This is a genomic window from Brevundimonas sp., assembly GCF_027484365.1.
GTDB lineage: Bacteria > Pseudomonadota > Alphaproteobacteria > Caulobacterales > Caulobacteraceae > Brevundimonas.
Genome location: NZ_JAIXTC010000026.1, coordinates 52,867 through 72,310, shown reverse-complemented (window position 1 = coordinate 72,310; position 19,444 = coordinate 52,867). Strand labels below are relative to the sequence as shown.

The window sequence follows — 19,444 nt, the reverse complement described above, 5'->3', positions numbered from 1 at the left end:
CTTGCGTCTCGTTTCAGGCGCCCGTCGCCATCCCCACGCAAGGTAGACTTGTTTCAATGACCGCCCCCTTGTTCAAGGGTGTGATCACCGCCCTGATCACACCACTTCGTGACGGAAACGTGGACGAAGCCGCGCTCGAACGTCTGGTCGAGCGCCAGATCGCCGCAGGCGTCCACGGTATCGTCGCCGTGGGCACGACCGGTGAAGGCGGCGGCCTCACCATCGAAGAGCATAAGCGGGTGACCGCGCTTTGCGTCCGCGTCGCGGCCGGCCGGACCAGGGTCATCGCCGGGGCCGGTTCGCCCGCGACCTATGAGTCGATCGATCTTGCCGCCCACGGCAAGGCCTGCGGCGCCGACGGCGCCCTGGTCGTCACCCCCTATTACAACCGACCGTCCCAGGCGGGGCTGATCGCCCATTTCGAAGCTGTGGCCGAGGCGGTGCAACTGCCGCTGATCCTCTACAACGTTCCCGCCCGGACCGGCGTCGATCTGTCGAACGAGAGCGTCGCCCGGCTGGCGAAACACCCGAACATCGTCGCCATCAAGGACGCCACAGGCGACCTGGGCCGGGCCAGCTGGATGCACGCCCATCTCGTGTCGTCGGACACCCAGTTCGATCTGATCTCCGGCGATGACCACAGCTTCCCCGGCTATATGGCGCACGGCGGCGTCGGCCTGATCTCTGTGACGGCCAATGTGGCCCCGGAGGCGATGGTGGCCCTCTACAACGCGGTCGCCGCCGGCGACTTCGCGACGGCCCGTTCGTGGCAGGACCGGTTGATCGGCCTGCACAAGGCCCTGTTCCTGGACGCCTCTCCCGCGCCCGCCAAATACGCCCTGGCGAAGCTGGGGCTCTGCAGCGAGGAGATGCGGCTGCCGCTGGTCCCGACGAACGATGCGGTCAAGCCCGCCATCGATGCGGCGATGGCGGCGGCGGGTCTCTGATGGCCACGACCCGGGAAAAGGCTGCGGCGACCGCCAAGGCGCCGATCACCAAGGCCAAGCTGATCGCCGAGAACCGCCGCGCGCGGTTCGACTATTTCCTCGAGGACAATCTCGAGGCCGGGATCATGCTGCTGGGGACCGAGATCAAGGCCCTGCGCATGGGACGGGCCAATATCGCCGAGAGCTATGCGGCGGTGGAGGGGCGCGAGATCGTGCTGATCAACGCCGACATCCCGCCCTATGCCCAGGCCAACCGGTTCAATCACGAGCCGCGTCGGCCGCGGAAACTGCTGCTGCACAGAAAGCAGATCGATCGGCTGATCGGGGCGGTCCAGAAGGACGGCCAGACTATCATCCCGCTCAAGCTCTATCTGAACGACGACGGCAAGGCGAAGCTCGAGATCGCCCTGGCCAAGGGCAAGAAGCTGCACGACAAGCGCGAGGCCTCGGCCGATCGCGACTGGGCGCGGGACAAGGCGCGTCTCATGCGGGACAAGGGTTAAGATCAGGCCTTTTGCCACTCCGCAGTGCGCTTCTTGTCCTTGGAAGCATTAAGCAGGGGCTGGAACCGGGCGATAAGAGCCATTTCTTCTGCGCCACAAAGGCTGGTCCGCCTGTCATGAATCGTCAGCCAGTCGCTGGTCTTCCAGTAGGTCGAAACCCTTGCGCCAGCCCCTAGTCTTTCAGCAATGATGGTGTGGAATGGCCGGTCCCAGTTTCCGAGATGCATCCGAATACGACGCCACCATCCATTGCTGCCCATACCGACATACAGCACCTCTGCGGCACCCGCTGTCTCGCTGACGACCAAGTAGACGCAAGGCTGAGGGTCCGCTGGCGACCGCCTCTTGCAGTCTACGCCCCCTTTGTCGCTTCTCGACTGACAGAGGCTCCAGTCGCCGACTTTCGCAAACCCCATCGTCTCGATCTCGTCGGTTGTCGTCAGAGGGTTAGTCATCGTCAGCCCGTTTTTCCTCAACTAGCGTCTTCGCACGCTGGAAAATCTCCTCGAACATCTCCGGCGTCAGGCGGCCCGTGTTCGTGTTGAGCCGGGAGCAGTGGTAGCTGTTGATCAGGGTGTAGGGACCGACCCTGGCCTGAACGCCGTGTCCTGCGGCCATGGCCGAGGCGGGCGCGCCGAGCGCCTTCAGCACGCTCTTCCTCGACACATCGCCCAGGGTGACGATGACCTTGAGCCGGGGCAGGGCGGCCAGACGGTCGATCAGGAAGGGGCGGCAGGTCTTCTCCTCGACGGGCAGGGGCTTGTTCAGCGGCGGGGCGCAGCGGACGGCGTTGGTGATCATGCAATCGACGAGCTCAAGCCCGTCGTCCGGCCGGGCGTCATAGGTGCCGGTGGCAAAGCCGGTCCTGAGCAGGGTCTCGTACAGGATCACCCCCGCGCCATCGCCGGTGAAAGGGCGGCCGGTCCGGTTCGCGCCGGTCCGGCCGGGAGCGAGACCGGCGACCAGCAGGCGGGCGTCGGGATCGCCGAACGACGGGGCGGGGCCGTTCCACCAGTCCGGATTCTGATGCCGGTTCTCCTGACGGTAGGCGACCAGGCGGGGGCAGAGCGGGCAGTCGCGGGACGGTTCGGGGGTCATGCGCGGTCGTCCCGGTCGAAGGTGCGCACCGAGGGCGTGGTCGCGGGCGTGCGTGGGCGGCCGTAGTCCTGCAGCAGGTCGGCCAGATCGACGAAGTCGTCGGCCTGGCGCCGCAGTTCATCGGCGATCATCGGCGGCTGGCTTTTCAGGGTCGAGACGACGGTGACGCGGACGCCCTTCGCCTGCACCGCCTGGACCAGCCTGCGGAAGTCGCCGTCGCCGGAGAAGAGGATGGCGTGGTCGATACGCGGGGCCAGCTCCAGCATGTCCACGGCGATCTCGATGTCCATGTTTCCCTTGGTTCGGGTGTGGCCCTGGGCGTCGGTGAACCGCTTCACCGGCTTGGTCACCATCGCGAAGCCGTTGTAGCCCAGCCAGTCGATCAGGGGGCGGATCGGAGAGAACTCTTCGCCCTCGGTCACCGCCGTGTAATAATGCGCGCGAACCAGGACGGCTTTCTCCCGGAACACATCGACCATCTTCCTGAAGTCGATGTCCGCGTTCAGGGCCTTGGTCGCCGAATACAGATTGGCCCCGTCGATAAACAGCGCCAGGCGGTCGGTCGGATAGAGTCTCATGGAAATCGCGTCCCCGGAAATGGTCCCAGCCCCTGAGGCGGTCAGCGTCAATATCGACGACGACCTGGATCTGGACACGGCCGTCATCGTCGCCCTGGGCTGCAATGACAAGGGGGTGTGGGCGTCGTGCCGGGAGGCGCTGGAGGCGGCCCTGGCCCGGTTCCGGTCCGAAGGCATCGACGTCGTGGCGCGGTCCAGCTGGTGGGCGTCGCAGGCCTGGCCCGACCCGAACGATCCGCCCTTCCTGAACGGCGTCGTCCTCGTGCGGACCGCCCATGATCCACACGCCCTGATGGCGGCGCTGGGCCGGATCGAGGCGGCGTTCGGACGCCGGCGCGGCGCGGTCAACGCGCCGCGGACGCTGGACCTCGACCTGATCGCCTATGGCCGGGAGCAGGTGGATTGCGAGGGGCTGATCCTGCCGCATCCGCGCGCGGCCGACCGTCTGTTCGTCATGGGGCCGCTGGCGGAGATCGCGCCGGGGTGGCGGCATCCCGTGCTGGGTGAGACCTCCGCGGCGCTCGCTGGACGGACGACAGTGGGGATTGACGCGCGGGCGGTGACCTGATCGCCCCAAAACCGCCCCTGTAGCGTTGCACAAACCGGCCCATACCTGTATTTGGCGCGGTTCTCCCGCCGACCCCGAAGGATTCTCATGGCTCGCGTCACTGTCGAAGACTGCATCGAGAAGGTGCCGAACCGGTTCGGCCTGGTCCTGCTGGCCGGTAACCGCGCCCGCGCGATCGCCAACGGCGCCGCCCTGACGCTCGATCGCGACAACGACAAGAACCCGGTCGTCGCCCTGCGCGAGATCGCGGAAGACACCGTCGTTCCCGCCGAACTGCTGGAGACCGTCGTGGTCGCCCTGCAGCGCGTCGACGAGCGCACCGAAGCTGAGGACGAGGCGGAAATCGTCGGTCTGCTGGCCGAGCCGCAGCACATGAACATGGCCGAGGCCGAACTGATCCGCGCGCTGCAGAGCGACCGGGACGGCGGCCAGGAGGAGCGGTACTGACGGCCGAACCCGCCAACGGTATCACCATTCTCCCGGCGCGGTCCGGTACGACCCCGCCGCCGACCCCGACTGCCAATGATATCGTTTCGCCGTCGGCCGTGATGCCGGCGGCGAAACGCATTCCGGTCCTGCGCCAGTTCGAGCTGATCGAGGCCGTGAAGGCCTATGACCCGACCGCCGACGAGGCCCTGCTGAACCGGGCCTATGTCTATGCGATGAAGATGCACGGCTCGCAGCTGCGGGCCTCGGGCGACCCCTATTTCGCCCACCCGATCCAGGTCGCGGGCATCCTGACCGACTACAAGCTCGACACCGCCACTATCGTGACCGCCCTTCTGCACGACGTGGTCGAGGACACCTCTGCGACGCGTGACGACATCGCCGCCATGTTCGGCGAGGAGGTGGCCGTCCTGGTCGAGGGGGTGACCAAGCTGAGCCGGCTGGAGCTGCAGGCCGAGCACACACGCCAGGCCGAGAACCTGCGCAAATTCATCCTGGCCATCAGCCGTGACGTCCGGGTCCTGCTGGTCAAGCTGGCGGACCGTCTGCACAACATGCGGACGCTGAAATACGTCAAGCCGGAGAAGCGCGAGCGGATCTCCAGGGAGACGCTGGAAGTCTATGCGCCCCTGGGCCGGTCGATCGGCATCCACTCGATCGCCTCCGAGCTGGAAGAGCTGGCGTTCGAGCATCTGAACCCCACGGCCCGGACCGCCATCGAGCGGCGGCTGGAGGCGCTGAAGCTTGAACACGGCCATGCGACCGAAGGGGTCGCCGCCGAGATCCAGCAGGTGTTGAGCGAGGCGGGGATAACCGCCCGGGTCTATGGCCGCCAGAAGACGCCCTATTCGATCTGGAGAAAGCTGCAGCGCAAGTCGGTCGGCTTCTCGTCCCTGTCGGACATCTACGGCTTCCGCGTGCTCGTGGAGTTCGAGGACGACTGTTACCGGGCGCTGGGCGTCATCCATCGGGCCTGGCCGATGGTGCCGGAGCGTTTCAAGGACTTCATCTCCACGCCCAAGTCGAACAACTATCGCTCCCTGCACACCACGGTGGTCGGGCCGGGCGGTCTGCGTATCGAGATGCAGATCCGCACCGAGGCGATGGACCGGGTCGCCGAGGACGGGGTGGCGGCGCACTGGGCCTACAAGAACCACTCCTACGGCTTCGACCCCGAGGCGATGGAAAAAGGCGGCGGGCGCGACCCGCTGCAGAACCTGCGCCACCTCGTGCAGGTCATCGAGCACGGGGAGGGGGGCGAGGACTGGGTCGAGCACGCCAAGCTCGAGATGTACCTGGACCAGGTCTTCGTCTTTACGCCCAAGGGCGCCCTGATCACCCTGCCGCGCGGCGGCATGGCGCTGGACTTCGCCTATGCGGTTCACACCGAGGTCGGAGACACGGCGGTGGGGGTGAAGATCAATGGTGAACTGAAGCCGATGCGCACGGCGCTCCAGAACGGCGATGTGGTCGAGATCATCCGCGGCAAGAAGCGCGAGGCGCCGGCCGACTGGCGCAGTCTGACCGTCACCGGCCGGGCGCGCTCGGCGATCCGTCGCCATATTCGCTCATCGGAGCGGGACGAGTTCCAGAAACTGGGCAAGACGACGCTGGAACAGGCCTTGACCCGGGCCGGCAAGTCGCTGGCGGAGGTGTCGCTGAAGGCGGCGGTCGAGACCCTGGCGACAGGGACCCAGGACGAACTGTTCGACGCCGTCGGACGCGGACGCCTGACGGCCAACAAGGTCGTCGAGACCCTGTTCCCGGCGCTGAAGGGCACGCTGACGGCGGGCGCGGACCGCAAGAAGATCGGCGACGCCCAGGCGCGGCTGTTCGTGCGCGGCGGCGGCCTGACCCCCGGCGTCAGCATCCATTTCGGCGCCTGTTGCACGCCCGTGCCCGGCGACCGGATCGTCGGCATCCTGGAGCCCGAGAAGGGGCTGACGGTCCACGTCATCGACTGCCAGAAGCTGGCCGATTTCGCCGACGACGACAGCGTCTGGCAGGATCTGCAGTGGACACCGCAGGCCGAGCAGGGCGTGGTCGGGGTCGCCCGGCTGCGGGCCACGATCCAGAACGCGCCGGGCGTCCTGGGTCAGGTGGCCACGGTGATCGGCGAGGCCGGGGGCAATATCCTGAACCTCAGGATGGCCCACCGGCAGTCGGACTTCTTCGACATGGACCTCGACGTCGAGGTCGCCGACGCCAAACACGCGACGAGCATCATCGCCGCCCTGAGGGCCAATCCAAGCGTGGATACTGTGGAGCGGTCGCGCGGCTGACGGCTATTTCTTGCCGGGCGGCTGGGTGAAGGGCGAGGTCCCGACCGACACCGCCGGCTTGGGCTTATCAGCCTTGGGTTTGCGGATTTCCTTGTTGGACTTCACTTGACCCTTGGCCATGGCCGGTACTCCCGACGCGCGCCACCGGGAGGGCGGGCGCTGTCTGCGTCGAGCCTAGACCTTTCCACCGCTGACGTCGCCTGCGCTTCACAAGGCTGTTGACTGGAACAAACTGCCAACATAGAACAATACCGGAACACGCAATCTGGGGATAAGACGATGACACGGGTGGTTCGGGAAGCGCTGTCGCTTGCATCGTGCGGCGGCTTTGTCTGGATGGTGTGGCAGGTCGCCCTGTTGGCGAGATGAGTCGCCTCCGGCCTGCGCTCGAGGTTCAGGCCATCACCGATACGCCCGCAGAGACCGGTTTCGTCCATCTGAGGGTCCGTTCGGCCTATTCGCTGCTGGAAGGCGCGATCAAGGCGGGCAAGGTGGGGCGGCTGGCGGCCGATGCGGGCATGCCCGCGGTGGCGGTGGCGGACCGGGTCAATCTGTTCGGGGCACTGGAGTTCTCCGAAGCCGCCAGGGGCGCGGGGGTTCAACCGTTGATCGCCTGTGCGCTGCCGGTCACCGGCATCGGCGGCAAGCGGGGTGAGCGCTGGGCCAAGACCCCGACCGTCGTCCTGATCTGCCAGAGCGAAAAGGGGTGGCGAAACCTCTGCGCCCTGTCGTCGGAAGCTTACCTTCTGGCCGGCGACGACGAGCCCAATGTGGCGTGGGGCCGGGTCGCCGAACTGTCCGAGGGACTGATCCTGCTGTCCGGTGGGCCGGACGGTCCTGTCGATCCCCTGTACGTACAGAACAAGCCGGGCGAGGCCGCCCATGCGCTGGCGACCATGGCCGGTGTGTTCGGCGATCGCTTCTACGTCGAGCTCCAGCGTCACGGCCGGCCTGATGAGGCTGTTGCCGAGCGTGGACTGGTCGAATGGGCCTATGCCAATGACGCGCCGCTGACGGCGACCAACGATGTCCATTACGCAAAGCAGAGCCAGGCGCGGTCGCACGACGCCCTGCTGTGCATCGCCGACGGCGCCTTCACCGGTCAGGAGGATCGCCGCCGGATCACTGACCAGCACTTCTTCAAGACCGCCGCCGAGATGCGGACCCTGTTCGTGGATCTGCCCGAGGCCTGCGACACCACGATCGAGATCGCGCGCCGTTGCGCCTTCCTGGTCAAGACCCACCCGCCGATCCTGCCGCGCTTCGATACCGGCGACGGCCGGACCGAGCCCGACGAACTGATGCACCAGGCCCGTGAGGGTCTAAAGGCGCGTCTGAAACAGGTGACGCCGTCTGCGCCCGAGGCCGACTACTGGGCCCGGCTGGAATGGGAGGTGGGGATCATCACCCAGATGGGCTTCCCCGGCTATTTCCTGATCGTGGCGGACTTCATCAAATGGGCCAAGTCGCACGGGATTCCCGTGGGTCCGGGCCGGGGATCGGGCGCAGGGTCGCTGGTCGCCTGGGCTCTGACCATCACGGATCTGGATCCGTTGCGGTTCGGTCTGCTGTTCGAGCGCTTCCTGAACCCCGAACGGGTGTCCATGCCCGACTTCGACATCGACTTCTGCCAGGAGCGGCGGGAGGAGGTGATCACCTACGTCCAGGAGCGCTACGGCAAGGACCGGGTCGCCCAGATCATCACCTTCGGCACCCTGCAGGCGCGGGCCGTGCTGCGGGACGTGGGGCGGGTGCTGCAGATGCCCCTCGGTCAGGTCGACCGGCTCTGCAAGATGGTGCCGAACAACCCGGCCAATCCCACGACCCTGGCCCAGGCCATCGAGATCGAGTCGCGTCTGAGAGAGGCGCGGGACGCCGAGCCGGCCGTGGCCAATCTGCTGGCGACGTCGCTGGAGCTGGAAGGGCTGTATCGCAACGCCTCGACCCACGCCGCCGGCATTGTCATCGGCGACCGACCCCTGGTCGAGCTGACGCCCCTTTATCAGGATCCTCGCTCGGACATCCCGGCCACCCAGTTCAACATGAAATGGGTCGAGCCGGCCGGCCTGGTGAAGTTCGACTTCCTCGGCCTCAAGACCCTGACGGTGCTGGACCGGGCGCACGGCTATCTGAGCCGCAGGGGCGCGGCGGTCGACTTCAACCTGCTGCCGCTGGACGATGCATCGACCTATGAGCTGATGGCCTCGGGCCAGACGGTCGGGGTGTTCCAGCTGGAATCCCAGGGCATGCGCGACACCCTGCGCAAGATGCGCTGCGGTTCCATCGAGGAGATCACCGCCCTGATCTCCCTCTACCGGCCCGGGCCGATGGAGATGATCGACACCTATATCGACCGCAAGTTCGGGCGACAGGAGGTCGACTACCTGCATCCGTCCCTGCAGGAGACCCTGTCGGAGACCTACGGCGTCATCATCTACCAGGAACAGGTGATGAAGATCGCCCAGATCCTGGCCGGCTATTCGCTGGGCGAGGCCGACCTTCTTCGACGCGCCATGGGCAAGAAGAAGAAGGAGGAGATGGACATCCAGAAGGCGCGCTTCATAAAGGGCGCCTCCGAAAAGTCCGTGCCGGAACAGCAGTCTGACGGCATCTTCGAACTTGTGGCCAAGTTCGCCGGCTACGGCTTCAACAAGTCGCACGCCGCCGCCTATGCGCTGATTTCGTATCAGACCGGCTGGCTGAAGGCGAACCATCCGGTCGAGTTCTTCGCCGCCTCGATGTCGCTGGACCTGTCCAACACCGACAAGCTGGCGGTCTTCTATCAGGACGCCCGCAAGTTCGAGGTGCCCGTGCGCGCGCCCGACGTGAACGCCTCCTCAGCCGACTTCGACGTGGCCTGGGACGACGACGGCAAGGGTGCTGTCCTCTATGCGCTCGGCGCCATCCGCAACGTGGGGCTGGAGGCGATGAAGCACGTCGTCGAGGTGCGCGAGACCGGCGGCCGGTTCGCCGACATCTTCGACTTCCTCGAGCGCGTCGATCCGCGCGCCGTCAACAAGCGGGCCCTGGAAGGTCTGGCCAGGGCGGGAGCTTTCGACAGCATCCATCCCAACCGCCGCCAGCTGTTCGAACAGGCCGATGTGCTGATGGCCTATTGCCAGAGCGTGGCGGCGGACCGGAACTCATCGCAGGTGTCGCTGTTCGGCGCGGATCAGGCCGGGGCGTCGCGACCCCGGCTCAAGAGCATGGACCCCTGGGTCGGGCCCGAACGACTGGACCAGGAACTCTCGGCCGTCGGTTTCTATCTGTCGGGCCACCCCCTGGAGGATATGGAGGGGGCGCTGCGTCGCAAGCGGGTGACCTTCGTCGCCGAGGCCGTGCAGCGTGCCGAACAGGGCCACGACGCCTTCATGATGGCCGGCGTCGTGCGTCGTCGTCAGGAACGGGCCAGCGCCAAGTCCGGCGAGAAGTTCGCCTTCGTCACCTTTTCGGACCCGACCGGCGAGTTCGAATGCCTGTTCCCGCCGGAACAGCTTCGGAAATGCCGCGACCTGCTCGAGGTCGGCGCCGCCCTGATGGTGCGGGTCCGGGCCAAGTCGTCGGACGGCGAGGTGCGGTTCTTCGGCGACGACTGTTCGAAACTGGATGCGCTGGTGGACGACGCCTCGGTGGGGCTCCGGGTCCACGTCTCGGCGAGATCGACCGACCCGGCGGCGATCCAGGCGCGGCTGGCGCGCGCTCTGGCCCAGGGCAAGGGCGGGGAAATCACCCTGATCGCCTCGCTGGACGGCCGCCGCGAGGTCGAGGTGCGACTGCCGGGCCGCTACCGGCTGGACGGCGCGCTGCGCGGGGCGCTGAAGTCGGCGCCCGGCGTGCTCATGCTGGAAGAGGCATGATGCGTCTCGGGGCCGCTGTCCGGGCTGCCCTGTCGTCGCTGGTCCTGATCGGCGCCCTGTCGGTGGGCGGATGTGCCGCGCTGGGTGCGCCCTCCCTTGCCGGTCCGGCCGGGGACCTTGAGGGGCGGCTTTCCGTCATTCTCGACGATCCCGGACTGGCCGGGACGCGATGGGGCATGATGGCCATGACCCTGGACGGCCAGGTGCTGGTGGACATTCGCGCCGACGACCGCTTCAGCCCGGCGTCCAATACCAAGATCTTCGCCACGGCCACGGCGTTCGCACTGCTGCAGGGGCTGGACGCCCCCGATCCTGCGGACGGCACCTCCATAAGACTGGAGGACCGGGGGGACGGCGGGGCCGTCGATGTCGTCCTTGTCGGCGCAGGCGATCCTGCGCTGGGCGACGGCCCCGCTTGCATGACGAACTGCCTCGCTCAACTCGCCGATGCCGTCGCGACCCGTACGCTGCGCGTCGGCGACGTCATCGGCGACGACCGCCTGTACCCCGACGAGCGTCGCGGCCCCGGCTGGGCCTGGGAGGACATGCAGGAAGGGTTCGGCACGGCCGTCTCGGCCCTGACGGTCAACGACAACATCGTGGTTCTGCAGGTCTCGCCCGGGGTGAGAGCGGGTGCGCCGGTGCAGGCTGCGTGGCGTGCGGGGGACGATCTGCTGCCGCTGGTCAACACGGCGGTGACCGTCGCAGAGGGCGAGGCCGCCCTGAGGCTGGAGCGGCGACCGGGCGAGGACGCCGTTCGCCTGTATGGCCGGATGCCGGTGGGAGGCGCTGCCATCCCGCTACGGGTCGGGCTGGACGATCCCGCTAGGATGGCGGCCATGCGGTTCAGGTCCCTGCTCGAGGCGCGCGGCGTCACGGTGGACGGCACGGTTCGGACCCGCCACCGCCCGCTGGACCTGTCCGACGATCCCGCCAGGGGCGAGGCATCGCCGGCCGGTGTTGAACCTGGGGGTGTCGAGGCCGCGCGCCTCGCCCGTCCGCCTCTGCTGGGAAGCCTGACCCGCACCGCGAAATTCAGTCAGAATCTGCACGCCGAACTGATGCTGCGCCGCCTTGGACGCGTCGAGGGCGCCGGGTCGAGCGCCGATGGCCTGGCACAGGTCCGGGCGATGCTGGCGACGGCGGGCATCCAGCCATCGGCCTTCGATCTTTACGACGGGTCCGGGCTGTCGGCCTATAACCGGGTCAGCCCCCGAGCCACGGCGACCTTCCTGCTCTGGACGAGCCGCCAGCCCTGGGGCGAGGCCTGGCGGGCGACCTTGCCGGTCGGGGGTCGGGACGGCACCCTGGCGCGGCGGTTCGTCGACACGCCGCTGGAGGGGCGGATTTTCGCCAAGACGGGCACGCTGAACGGGGTCAACGCCCTTGCCGGCTTCCTGACGGCGGCCAGCGGGCGGACGCTCGTGGTCGCGATCTACGCCAACGATCGCCCCTCGACGGCGGGCTCGGCGACCGAGGTGATGGACCTCGCCCTCGTGGCGCTGGCGGCGGGAAACTGACGGGTTCGGTCCGGGGGCGGCTGGACGCCATGCGGGTTATCCGGCTGGAACGTTATCCGTTCCGGGGCGCGTTTCGCTTGCCTTCCTGCCCCGTCCCGACTATATGCCCGCCCACTTCACACGCAGGCGTGGCGCGTTTCGGGGAGAAATCCTGAAGCGCTCCGTTCCGAGGGATCCTCTGATCCTTTCACCGTCTGCGGCGGAATAATCGGAAAAAGGACTTCCAAAGATGGCTCTGCCAGACTTCTCCATGCGCACCCTGCTCGAAGCAGGCGCCCACTTCGGCCACCAGACGCACCGCTGGAACCCGAAGATGGAGCGCTACATCTTCGGCTCGCGCTCGAACATCCACATCATCGACCTGTCGCAGACGATGCCGCTGTTCCACCAGGCTCTGGTGGCCGTGCGCGAAGTCGCCGCCAAGGGCGGTCGCGTTCTGTTCGTCGGCACCAAGCGCCAGGCCGCCGAGCCCGTCGCCGAGGCCGCCAAGCGCTGCGCCCAGTACTACATGAACAACCGCTGGCTCGGCGGCACCCTGACCAACTGGCGCACCGTGTCGGGCTCGATCGCCCGCCTGCGCGAGCTGGAAGGCCTGCTGGAGCGCGGCGGCGAAGGCCGGGTCAAGAAGGAACTGCTGACTCTCGAGCGCGAGAAGGAAAAGCTGGAGCTTTCCCTGGGCGGCATCAAGGACATGGGCTCCATTCCGGACATCATGTTCGTGATCGACACCAACAAGGAAGCGATCGCGATCCTCGAGGCCCGCAAGCTGAACATTCCGATCATCGCGATCCTGGACACCAACTCGGATCCCGACGGCATCACCTATCCGATCCCGGGCAACGATGACGCCGCGCGCGCCATCCAGACCTACTGCGATCTGATCGCCGACGCCGTCCTCGACGGTCTGGCCGCCGGCGCCGCCCACTCGGGCGTCGATCTGGGCGCTTCGGAAAACCCCGTCGAGCCTATGCTGGCCGAGGCCTCGGCCCCGGTTGAAGCCGACGCCGCCCCCGCGGGCGCCGAGGCAGTCGCCGAGGAAATGCTGGCCGCTTCGGGCGAAGAGTCGCCTGTCGAGGAACCGGCTGCCGAAGAAGAGCAAGCCAACGCCTGATCGGACCGGTCCGGCGTTCCGGACCGTCCGCAAAACTGACATGCGGCCGGGCTAATCCAAGCCCGGCCGCTCACGCATTCAAGACCTCAGGAGACCAGAAATGGCCGAGATCACCGCCGCCCTCGTCATGGAACTGCGCGCCAAATCCGGCGTCGGCATGATGGATTGCAAGAAGGCGCTCCAGGAAACCGACGGCGACATCAATGCCGCGATCGACTGGCTGCGCGCCAAGGGCCTGTCCAAGGCCGCCAAGAAGGCCGACCGCGTCGCCGCCGAGGGCCTTGTGGCCGTCGCGTCCAAGGAAGACGGCAAGGGCGAAATCGGTGCCGCCATCGAGTTCAACTCGGAAACCGACTTCGTCGCCCGCAACGAGCTGTTCCAGAACGCCGCCAAGGCCTTCGCCCAGAAGGGTCTGGAGCACCACACCGTCGAGGCCCTGCATGGCGCCGAGCTGGAAAACGGCAACACCATCCAGGCCGAGGTCACCAACATGATCGCGACCATCGGCGAGAACATGCAGCTGCGCCGCGCCGCCCGCCTGTCGGTCGATGAAGGCGTCGTCGCCTCCTACGTCCACAATGCCGTGGCGCCGGGTCTGGGCCGCATCGGCGTGCTGGTCGCCCTGCACGGCGGTGGCGACAAGGTCGCCCTGCGTGAACTGGGCCGCAAGATCGCCATGCACGTGGCCGCGACCGCTCCGCTGTCGCTGAACACGGACGATCTGGATCCGGCCGCGGTCGAGAAGGAACGTCAGGTCCTGACCGAAAAGGCCAAGGAAGAAGGCAAGCCGGAAAACATGATCGCCAAGATCGTGGAAGGCCAGATCAACAAGTTCCAGAAGGACGTGGTGCTGACCAAGCAGCCGTTCGTCATGAACCCGGACGTGACCATCGAACAGCTGGTCGCCGACACGGGCAAGGAACTGGGCGCTCCGGGCCTGCACCTGGCCGGCTTCGTCCGCCTGGCTCTGGGCGAGGGCGTGGAGAAGGTCGAGGGTCCGGACTTCGCTTCGGAAGTCGCCTCGATGATGGCTCCGCAAGCTTAAGCGCAAAGACTTCGTGACACCCGGGGCGCGTTCGGCTTTGAAGCCGGACGCGCCCTTCGTCTATAAGGGCCCGCCGATTCCCCACGAAGCGAGACCCCCATGCCGACTTCCGACAGCGCCCCCAGATACAAGAAGGTGCTGCTGAAGGTGTCGGGCGAGGTCCTGATGGGGGATCAGGGCTACGGCATCGACATGCACACGGTCGACACGGTGGCGGCGGCCATCGCGCGCGTCGCCAAGGGCGGGACCCAGATCTGCCTCGTCATCGGCGGCGGCAACATCTTCCGCGGCCTGTCGACGGCGGCGGCGGACATGGAACGCGCGAGCGCCGACTACATGGGCATGCTGGCCACCGTCATGAACGCGCTCGCCATGCAGAATGCGCTCGAGAAGATCGGAGTTGATACCCGGGTGCAGAGCGCCATCCCGATGGCCGCCATCGCCGAGCCCTATATCCGTCGTCGCGCCGTGCGCCACATGGAGAAGGGCAGGGTGGTGATCTTCGCCGCCGGCACCGGCAATCCCTATTTCACGACGGACACGGCCGCCGCCTTGCGCGCCGCCGAAATGGGGTGCGACGCCCTGCTGAAGGGAACCTCCGTCGACGGCGTCTATTCGGCTGATCCGAAGAAGGACAAGACCGCGACCCGCTACGATCACCTGTCCTACCAGGACGTGCTGTCCCAGAACCTGAAGGTCATGGACGCCGCCGCGATCGCCCTGATGCGCGAGTCCCGGATCCCGATCGTGGTGTTTTCGATCCGTGAGGAAGATTCGCTGCGAAAGGTGCTGAAGGGCAAAGGAACGTTCACGGTGATCAGTGACGTTCCGTCCAAAGCCGCCTGAGACACGACCGAGAATGAGGAGACCCCGATGGCCAAGCCCGAACTGAAAACCTATCGCGACCGCATGGACAGGGCCGTGACCTCGCTGAAAGAGGAGTTTCAGGGCCTGCGCACGGGCCGGGCCAACGCCGGCCTTCTGGATCCGGTGCAGGTGCAGGCTTACGGCTCGTCGTCGCCCCTGAACGCCGTGGCGGCGATCAGTGTGCCCGAACCGCGCATGATCTCGGTCAGCGTGTGGGACAAGTCGATGGTCGGGCCGGTCGAAAAGGCCATCCGCGCCGCCGGCCTCGGACTGAACCCGATCGTGGACGGCCAGACGCTGCGCATTCCGGTGCCGCCCCTGACCGAGGAGCGACGCAAGGAACTGGCCAAGCTCGCCGGCAAATACGCCGAGCAGCAGAAGATCGCCGTGCGCAATGTGCGCCGCGACGCCAACGAGGACCTCAAGAAGGCCGAGAAGGCGGGCGACATCAGCCAGGACGAGCAAAAGAAGATGGAAACCGAGGTCCAGAAGGACACGGACGCGGCCATCAAGCGCATCGACGAGACCTTGAAGACCAAGGAAGTTGAGATCATGCAGGTTTGAGGCTTTTCCTCGAACCTCGACAGAACGGATAGCGGATGACGGCCCCCACCGGCGGCGCGCCGGCCCCTGACGCGGGGCCCCGGCATGTCGCACTGATCATGGACGGCAACGGTCGCTGGGCTCAGGCTCGCGGTCTGCCCAGGGCCATGGGCCATCGTGAGGGTGTCCAGGCGCTCAAGCGAACCGTTCAGGCCGCCCCGCAGTTTGGCATCGAATGCCTGACGGTGTTCGGCTTCTCGACCGAGAACTGGCGCCGCCCGGTGGAGGAGGTCTCGGACCTGATGGGACTGGTCCGATCCTATGTCGCGAGCGATCTGGCCCGGCTGGAACGTGAAGGCGTGCGCGTGCGGGTCCTGGGCCGACGCACGGGACTTCCGGCCGACATCGCGGCGATCGTGGAACGGGCCGAGCGCTCGACGGCGCACAACAGCCGTTTTCTGCTGCAGGTGGCGTTCAACTACGGCGGCCGGGCGGACATCGTCGATGCGGCCCAGGCCTATGTGGATCAACTGCTGGCCGGCCAGGCGACCGGTCCGCTGGACGAGGCGGCCCTGGGCCTTGGCCTGTCGACGGCGGGCGGTCCTCCGGTGGACCTGATCGTACGGACCTCCGGCGAGCAGAGACTGTCCAACTTCCTCCTGTGGGAGGCGGCCTATGCCGAACTGGTCTATCAGGACGTGCTGTGGCCTGACTACGGAACCGAAGCCCTCGGCGATGCGGTGAGCCAGTATCGGCAGCGGGACCGGCGCTTCGGCGCTGTCGCGGTCGAGCCCGCGCTCGCGGTCGGCTGATGGCGTTCAAGGTGCGCGACATCGGGCTGCGCGCCGCCTCGGCCGTCGTCCTCGCGCCGGGCGCCTTGCTGGCCGTCTGGTTCGGCGGACCCTGGATCCTCGGCGTCCTGCTGATCGCCTGTATGGTCCTGTCGATGGAATGGGCGCGGATGAGTGCGCCGGGCGACTGGAAGGCCGTCGCCGCCGCTGTGGCCCTGGCGCTTGTCGCGACGCTTCTGTCCAACCCGAGCCAGACCCTGTCCTTCAGCCTGGTGCTTCTGGTCTTCGGCGCGGCCGCGGCCGGCCTGTTCGCAAGGGCCCGCGGACAGTCGGGCATCGATGCCGCCTATGGCGTTCTCTATCTCGGCTGGCCGGCCCTGTTGCTGATCTGGCTGCGGGACGGGAACACGGCGGTCGGATTCTACTGGGTGACCCTGGCCTTCGTCGTCGCCTGGGCTTCGGACATCGTGGCCTTCCTGGTGGGAAGCGCGGTCGGCGGACCGAAGCTCTGGCCCCGCTATTCGCCCAACAAGACCTGGTCCGGATTTATCGGAGGGCTGCTGGCCGGAACCCTGGCGGGCGCCGCCATGGCGGCCCTGCCGGAGGCCGGCGTGCGCTCAATCGCCTGGAGCGCCCTTCTCGGACTGGCTGCGGCGCTCGCCACCATGGCCGGCGACCTGTGGGAGTCGGCGCTGAAAAGACGGTTCGGGGTCAAGGATGCGGGCAATCTGATCCCCGGTCACGGCGGGCTTATGGATCGGGTCGACGGGCTGATGTTCGCGATTGTCGTCGTCGCCGTCGGACGGACCCTGGCCACCTATGTCGGTGCAGGCGCGTGATCCGGCGTCGTGTGACCGTGCTGGGGTCCACCGGATCTGTGGGCGCCTCGACGCTTGACCTTATGGACCAGGCCGAGAAGGCCGGCACCGGGGCGTTCGAGGTTGTGGCCCTCACCGGCGGAAAGAACATCGAGCGACTGGCCGAACAGGCGCGTCGCTGGCGGCCCGCCGTGGCGGTCACCGCCGACCCGAACCGGCTGGAGGCCCTGCGGACCGCCCTCGGCGGGACCGGAATTGCCGTGGCGGCGGGAGAAGCGGCTGTGGTTGAGGCGGCGACGCGACCGACGGACCTCGTCATGGCGGCCATCGTCGGGGCGGCGGGTCTGAAGTCGGCCTGGGCCGCAGCCGCGACGGGCGCGACGCTGGCGCTGGCCAACAAGGAAAGTCTGGTCTGTTGCGGTCGGGCGCTGATCGAGCGGGTGACGGCGTCCGGCGGGCGGCTGATCCCCGTGGATTCCGAGCACTCCGCCATCTTTCAGGTCTTTCCGGCCGAGGCGCCAGACCGTGTGGCGCGGCTGATCCTCACGGCCTCGGGCGGTCCCTTCCGCCAGACGTCTCGCACTGACATGGCCGCCATGACGCCCGAACAGGCGGTGGCCCATCCCAACTGGAGCATGGGCGCCAAGATCTCGGTCGACAGCGCCACCATGGCCAACAAGGGCCTCGAGATGATCGAGGCGGCCTACCTTTTCGACATGCCGGCCGAGCGGATCGACGTCGTGGTCCACCCCGAATCGATCATCCACAGCCTGGTCGAGTTCATCGACGGCTCGACCCTGGCACAGATGGGGCCGCCGGACATGAAGACGCCGATCGCCTGCGCCCTCGCCTGGCCCGACCGGATGGCCTGGCCGGCACCGAAGCTGGACCTCGCGGCATTGGGCCGTCTGACCTTTGAGGCGCCGGATCCGGAGCGGTTCCCGTCGCTGAGACTGGCGCGCGAGGCGCTGGTGGCGGGGAGGGGGGCGCCCACCATCTTCAACGCCGCCAACGAGGTCGCGGCCCTGGCCTTCCTTGACCGTCGTCTGGCCTTTCTCAATATTGCCGCAGTCGTCGCCGAAACCCTTGCTCGGATGACGAAGACGGAGGCGTATGCCGATTTCGACGATGCCTGCGCCGGCGCACTCGCGCTCGATGCCCGCGCCCGTCGGGTCGCGATCGAAATCGTCGGGAATCTGGCGCTCGCCGCCTGAGCCATTCGGCTCGACGGCAATGGAGACGGCATGCTGAACGCGCTGGGACAGGCCCTGATCTACGTCGTGCCGTTTCTGCTGGTGCTGACGGTCATCGTCACCATCCACGAGCTTGGACACTTCCTTGTGGCGCGCGCCTTCGGCGTGAAGGTCGACCGGTTCGCCATCGGTTTCGGCAAGGCCCTCTTCAGCCGCACCGACCGGAACGGCATCGAATGGCGCGTCGGCTGGATGCCGCTGGGCGGCTATGTGAAATTCTCCGGCGACCTGGATGCGTCCAGCGTGCCGGACAGCCGGGGGCTGGACGCCCTGAAGTCAGAGATCATTGCTAGAGACGGGGACGGGGCCGAGCGCGACTATTTCCATTTCAAGCCGGTATGGCAGCGGATGCTGATCGTCGCCGCCGGGCCGGTATCGAACTTCATCCTCGCCATCTTCATCTTCACCGTGCTGTTTTCGGCGATCGGGGACCGGTTGCGGCCGGCCCAGGTGGCCGAGGTCGCGGCGGGATCGCCCGCTGCTGCTGCCGGATTCCAGACCGGCGACCTGATCACGGCGATCAACGGTCGCGTCATCGGTGACGCCGGCGAAGTGACGCGCAAGGTCACCCTGTCCAGCGGCGACGCCCTGCGCTTCACCGTGGAACGGAACGGGGCCCCGATCGAACTGGTCGCGACACCCGTTCGTCGCACCGAGGCCGATCCCATCGCCGGTCGTGTCAGCGTGGGCCGGATCGGTCTTTCGCTGACCAGTCCGCCGGGAACGACGCGGTACATCCGCTACAATCCGGTCGAGGCCGTCGGTCGTGGCGTCCGGGAGACGGGCGATATCCTCGGGACCACCCTGACCTACCTCGGACGTATCTTCACCGGCCGTGAGTCGGGCGACCAGTTGAGTGGACCCCTGGGGATCGCCAAGGCGTCCGGGGCCCTGACCAATGCCGCAGTCGCCGCGAATCCCGATCCGGGTGCCATGGCGCTGAACCTGCTCCTGACGCTAACGAGCTTCGCCGCCATACTTTCGATCGGAATCGGCTTTCTAAACCTGTTGCCCATCCCCGTTCTGGATGGCGGACATCTGGTCTTCTACGCCTACGAAGCTGTGGCGAAGAAACCCGTTGCCGCCAACGTTCAGGAGGCCGGATACAGGGTCGGTCTTGCTTTGCTGGCGGGTTTGATGTTGTTCGCCACCTGGAACGACCTGCAGAAGTCGAACGTGTTCCAATTCCTCGGCGGGCTCGTCAGTTGAGCCGACG

At 67.1% G+C, this 19,444-nt stretch carries 20 protein-coding genes; 16 read left to right on the top strand and 4 right to left on the bottom strand.

All coding sequences use genetic code 11. From position 1 onward, the window contains the following. The first annotated feature begins 56 nt into the window (after positions 1-56). Both dapA and smpB read left to right on the top strand, forming a co-directional pair. Positions 57-947, top strand: a complete 891-nt coding sequence (dapA, locus tag Q0044_RS14310) for a 4-hydroxy-tetrahydrodipicolinate synthase (RefSeq protein ID WP_298163132.1) — start codon at positions 57-59, stop codon at positions 945-947. After that, on the top strand, positions 947-1,450 hold the full coding sequence (gene smpB / locus Q0044_RS14305) for an SsrA-binding protein SmpB (protein WP_298163131.1): 504 nt from the start codon (positions 947-949) through the stop codon (positions 1,448-1,450). Before dapA ends, smpB begins: the two co-directional genes overlap by 1 nt. 2 nt (positions 1,451-1,452) lie before the next feature. Here smpB and Q0044_RS14300 read toward each other — a convergent pair whose 3' ends face one another. From Q0044_RS14300 to Q0044_RS14290, 3 genes are read right to left on the bottom strand one after another with little or no spacing between them, the layout of a single operon-like run. Next, positions 1,453-1,905, bottom strand: coding sequence for a hypothetical protein (locus Q0044_RS14300; protein ID WP_298163130.1), 453 nt, complete (start codon positions 1,903-1,905; stop codon positions 1,453-1,455). Further along, positions 1,898-2,548 (bottom strand): uracil-DNA glycosylase, encoded by a 651-nt coding sequence (locus Q0044_RS14295; RefSeq protein WP_298163129.1) that lies wholly within the window; start codon positions 2,546-2,548, stop codon positions 1,898-1,900. Before Q0044_RS14295 ends, Q0044_RS14300 begins: the two co-directional genes overlap by 8 nt. Then, a complete protein-coding gene (locus Q0044_RS14290) occupies positions 2,545-3,126 on the bottom strand; it encodes a LabA-like NYN domain-containing protein (RefSeq protein ID WP_298163128.1) in 582 nt (193 codons plus the stop codon). The genes Q0044_RS14295 and Q0044_RS14290 overlap by 4 nt, the downstream gene beginning before the upstream one ends. Here Q0044_RS14290 and folK point away from each other — a divergent pair. From folK to Q0044_RS14275, 3 genes are all read left to right on the top strand, one after another. Next, positions 3,125-3,694: a 2-amino-4-hydroxy-6-hydroxymethyldihydropteridine diphosphokinase gene (gene folK / locus Q0044_RS14285; RefSeq protein ID WP_524536185.1), complete on the top strand. Its 570-nt coding sequence runs from the start codon at positions 3,125-3,127 to the stop codon at positions 3,692-3,694. The genes Q0044_RS14290 and folK overlap by 2 nt on opposite strands. A gap of 87 nt (positions 3,695-3,781) precedes the next feature. After that, positions 3,782-4,141, top strand: coding sequence for a DNA-directed RNA polymerase subunit omega (gene rpoZ / locus Q0044_RS14280; protein WP_298163127.1), 360 nt, complete (start codon positions 3,782-3,784; stop codon positions 4,139-4,141). A gap of 101 nt (positions 4,142-4,242) precedes the next feature. Next, positions 4,243-6,423 (top strand): RelA/SpoT family protein, encoded by a 2,181-nt coding sequence (locus Q0044_RS14275; protein WP_298163126.1) that lies wholly within the window; start codon positions 4,243-4,245, stop codon positions 6,421-6,423. 3 nt (positions 6,424-6,426) lie between these two features. Here Q0044_RS14275 and Q0044_RS14270 read toward each other — a convergent pair whose 3' ends face one another. Then, the gene (locus tag Q0044_RS14270; RefSeq protein ID WP_298163125.1) at positions 6,427-6,543 is read right to left on the bottom strand and encodes a hypothetical protein; all 117 of its coding nucleotides are present in this window, start codon (positions 6,541-6,543) and stop codon (positions 6,427-6,429) included. A gap of 159 nt (positions 6,544-6,702) precedes the next feature. Here Q0044_RS14270 and Q0044_RS17015 point away from each other — a divergent pair, with 159 nt between their 5' ends. The 11 genes from Q0044_RS17015 (at position 6,703) to Q0044_RS14220 (ending at position 19,437) form a co-directional block, all read left to right on the top strand. After that, the gene (locus Q0044_RS17015; protein WP_492024195.1) at positions 6,703-6,792 is read left to right on the top strand and encodes a hypothetical protein; all 90 of its coding nucleotides are present in this window, start codon (positions 6,703-6,705) and stop codon (positions 6,790-6,792) included. After that, on the top strand, positions 6,789-10,280 hold the full coding sequence (dnaE, locus tag Q0044_RS14265; RefSeq protein ID WP_524536184.1) for a DNA polymerase III subunit alpha: 3,492 nt from the start codon (positions 6,789-6,791) through the stop codon (positions 10,278-10,280). The genes Q0044_RS17015 and dnaE overlap by 4 nt, the downstream gene beginning before the upstream one ends. Continuing rightward, positions 10,280-11,800 (top strand): D-alanyl-D-alanine carboxypeptidase/D-alanyl-D-alanine endopeptidase, encoded by a 1,521-nt coding sequence (gene dacB, locus Q0044_RS14260; protein WP_298163124.1) that lies wholly within the window; start codon positions 10,280-10,282, stop codon positions 11,798-11,800. The genes dnaE and dacB overlap by 1 nt, the downstream gene beginning before the upstream one ends. Positions 11,801-12,029: 229 nt before the next feature. Continuing rightward, complete coding sequence (gene rpsB / locus Q0044_RS14255; protein ID WP_298163123.1) at positions 12,030-12,911, top strand: 30S ribosomal protein S2; 882 nt, start codon at positions 12,030-12,032, stop codon at positions 12,909-12,911. A gap of 100 nt (positions 12,912-13,011) precedes the next feature. Beyond that, complete coding sequence (gene tsf, locus Q0044_RS14250) at positions 13,012-13,956, top strand: translation elongation factor Ts (protein ID WP_298163122.1); 945 nt, start codon at positions 13,012-13,014, stop codon at positions 13,954-13,956. 99 nt (positions 13,957-14,055) lie between these two features. After that, the gene (gene pyrH / locus Q0044_RS14245) at positions 14,056-14,802 is read left to right on the top strand and encodes a UMP kinase (RefSeq protein ID WP_298163121.1); all 747 of its coding nucleotides are present in this window, start codon (positions 14,056-14,058) and stop codon (positions 14,800-14,802) included. A gap of 27 nt (positions 14,803-14,829) precedes the next feature. Beyond that, the gene (frr, locus tag Q0044_RS14240; RefSeq protein ID WP_298163120.1) at positions 14,830-15,387 is read left to right on the top strand and encodes a ribosome recycling factor; all 558 of its coding nucleotides are present in this window, start codon (positions 14,830-14,832) and stop codon (positions 15,385-15,387) included. Between the two features lie 35 nt (positions 15,388-15,422). Beyond that, positions 15,423-16,178 carry a polyprenyl diphosphate synthase gene (gene uppS / locus Q0044_RS14235; protein WP_298163119.1) on the top strand — a complete coding sequence of 252 codons (756 nt, stop codon included), beginning with the start codon at positions 15,423-15,425 and terminating at the stop codon, positions 16,176-16,178. Positions 16,179-16,189: 11 nt separating this feature from the next. Further along, complete coding sequence (locus Q0044_RS14230; RefSeq protein ID WP_366941129.1) at positions 16,190-16,996, top strand: phosphatidate cytidylyltransferase; 807 nt, start codon at positions 16,190-16,192, stop codon at positions 16,994-16,996. Beyond that, positions 16,993-18,189 (top strand): 1-deoxy-D-xylulose-5-phosphate reductoisomerase, encoded by a 1,197-nt coding sequence (dxr, locus tag Q0044_RS14225; protein WP_298163117.1) that lies wholly within the window; start codon positions 16,993-16,995, stop codon positions 18,187-18,189. Before Q0044_RS14230 ends, dxr begins: the two co-directional genes overlap by 4 nt. Before the next feature lie 30 nt (positions 18,190-18,219). Continuing rightward, entirely contained in the window at positions 18,220-19,437 is a 1,218-nt protein-coding gene (locus Q0044_RS14220; protein ID WP_298163116.1) for a M50 family metallopeptidase, read from the top strand. The last annotated feature ends 7 nt before the right edge of the window (positions 19,438-19,444 follow it).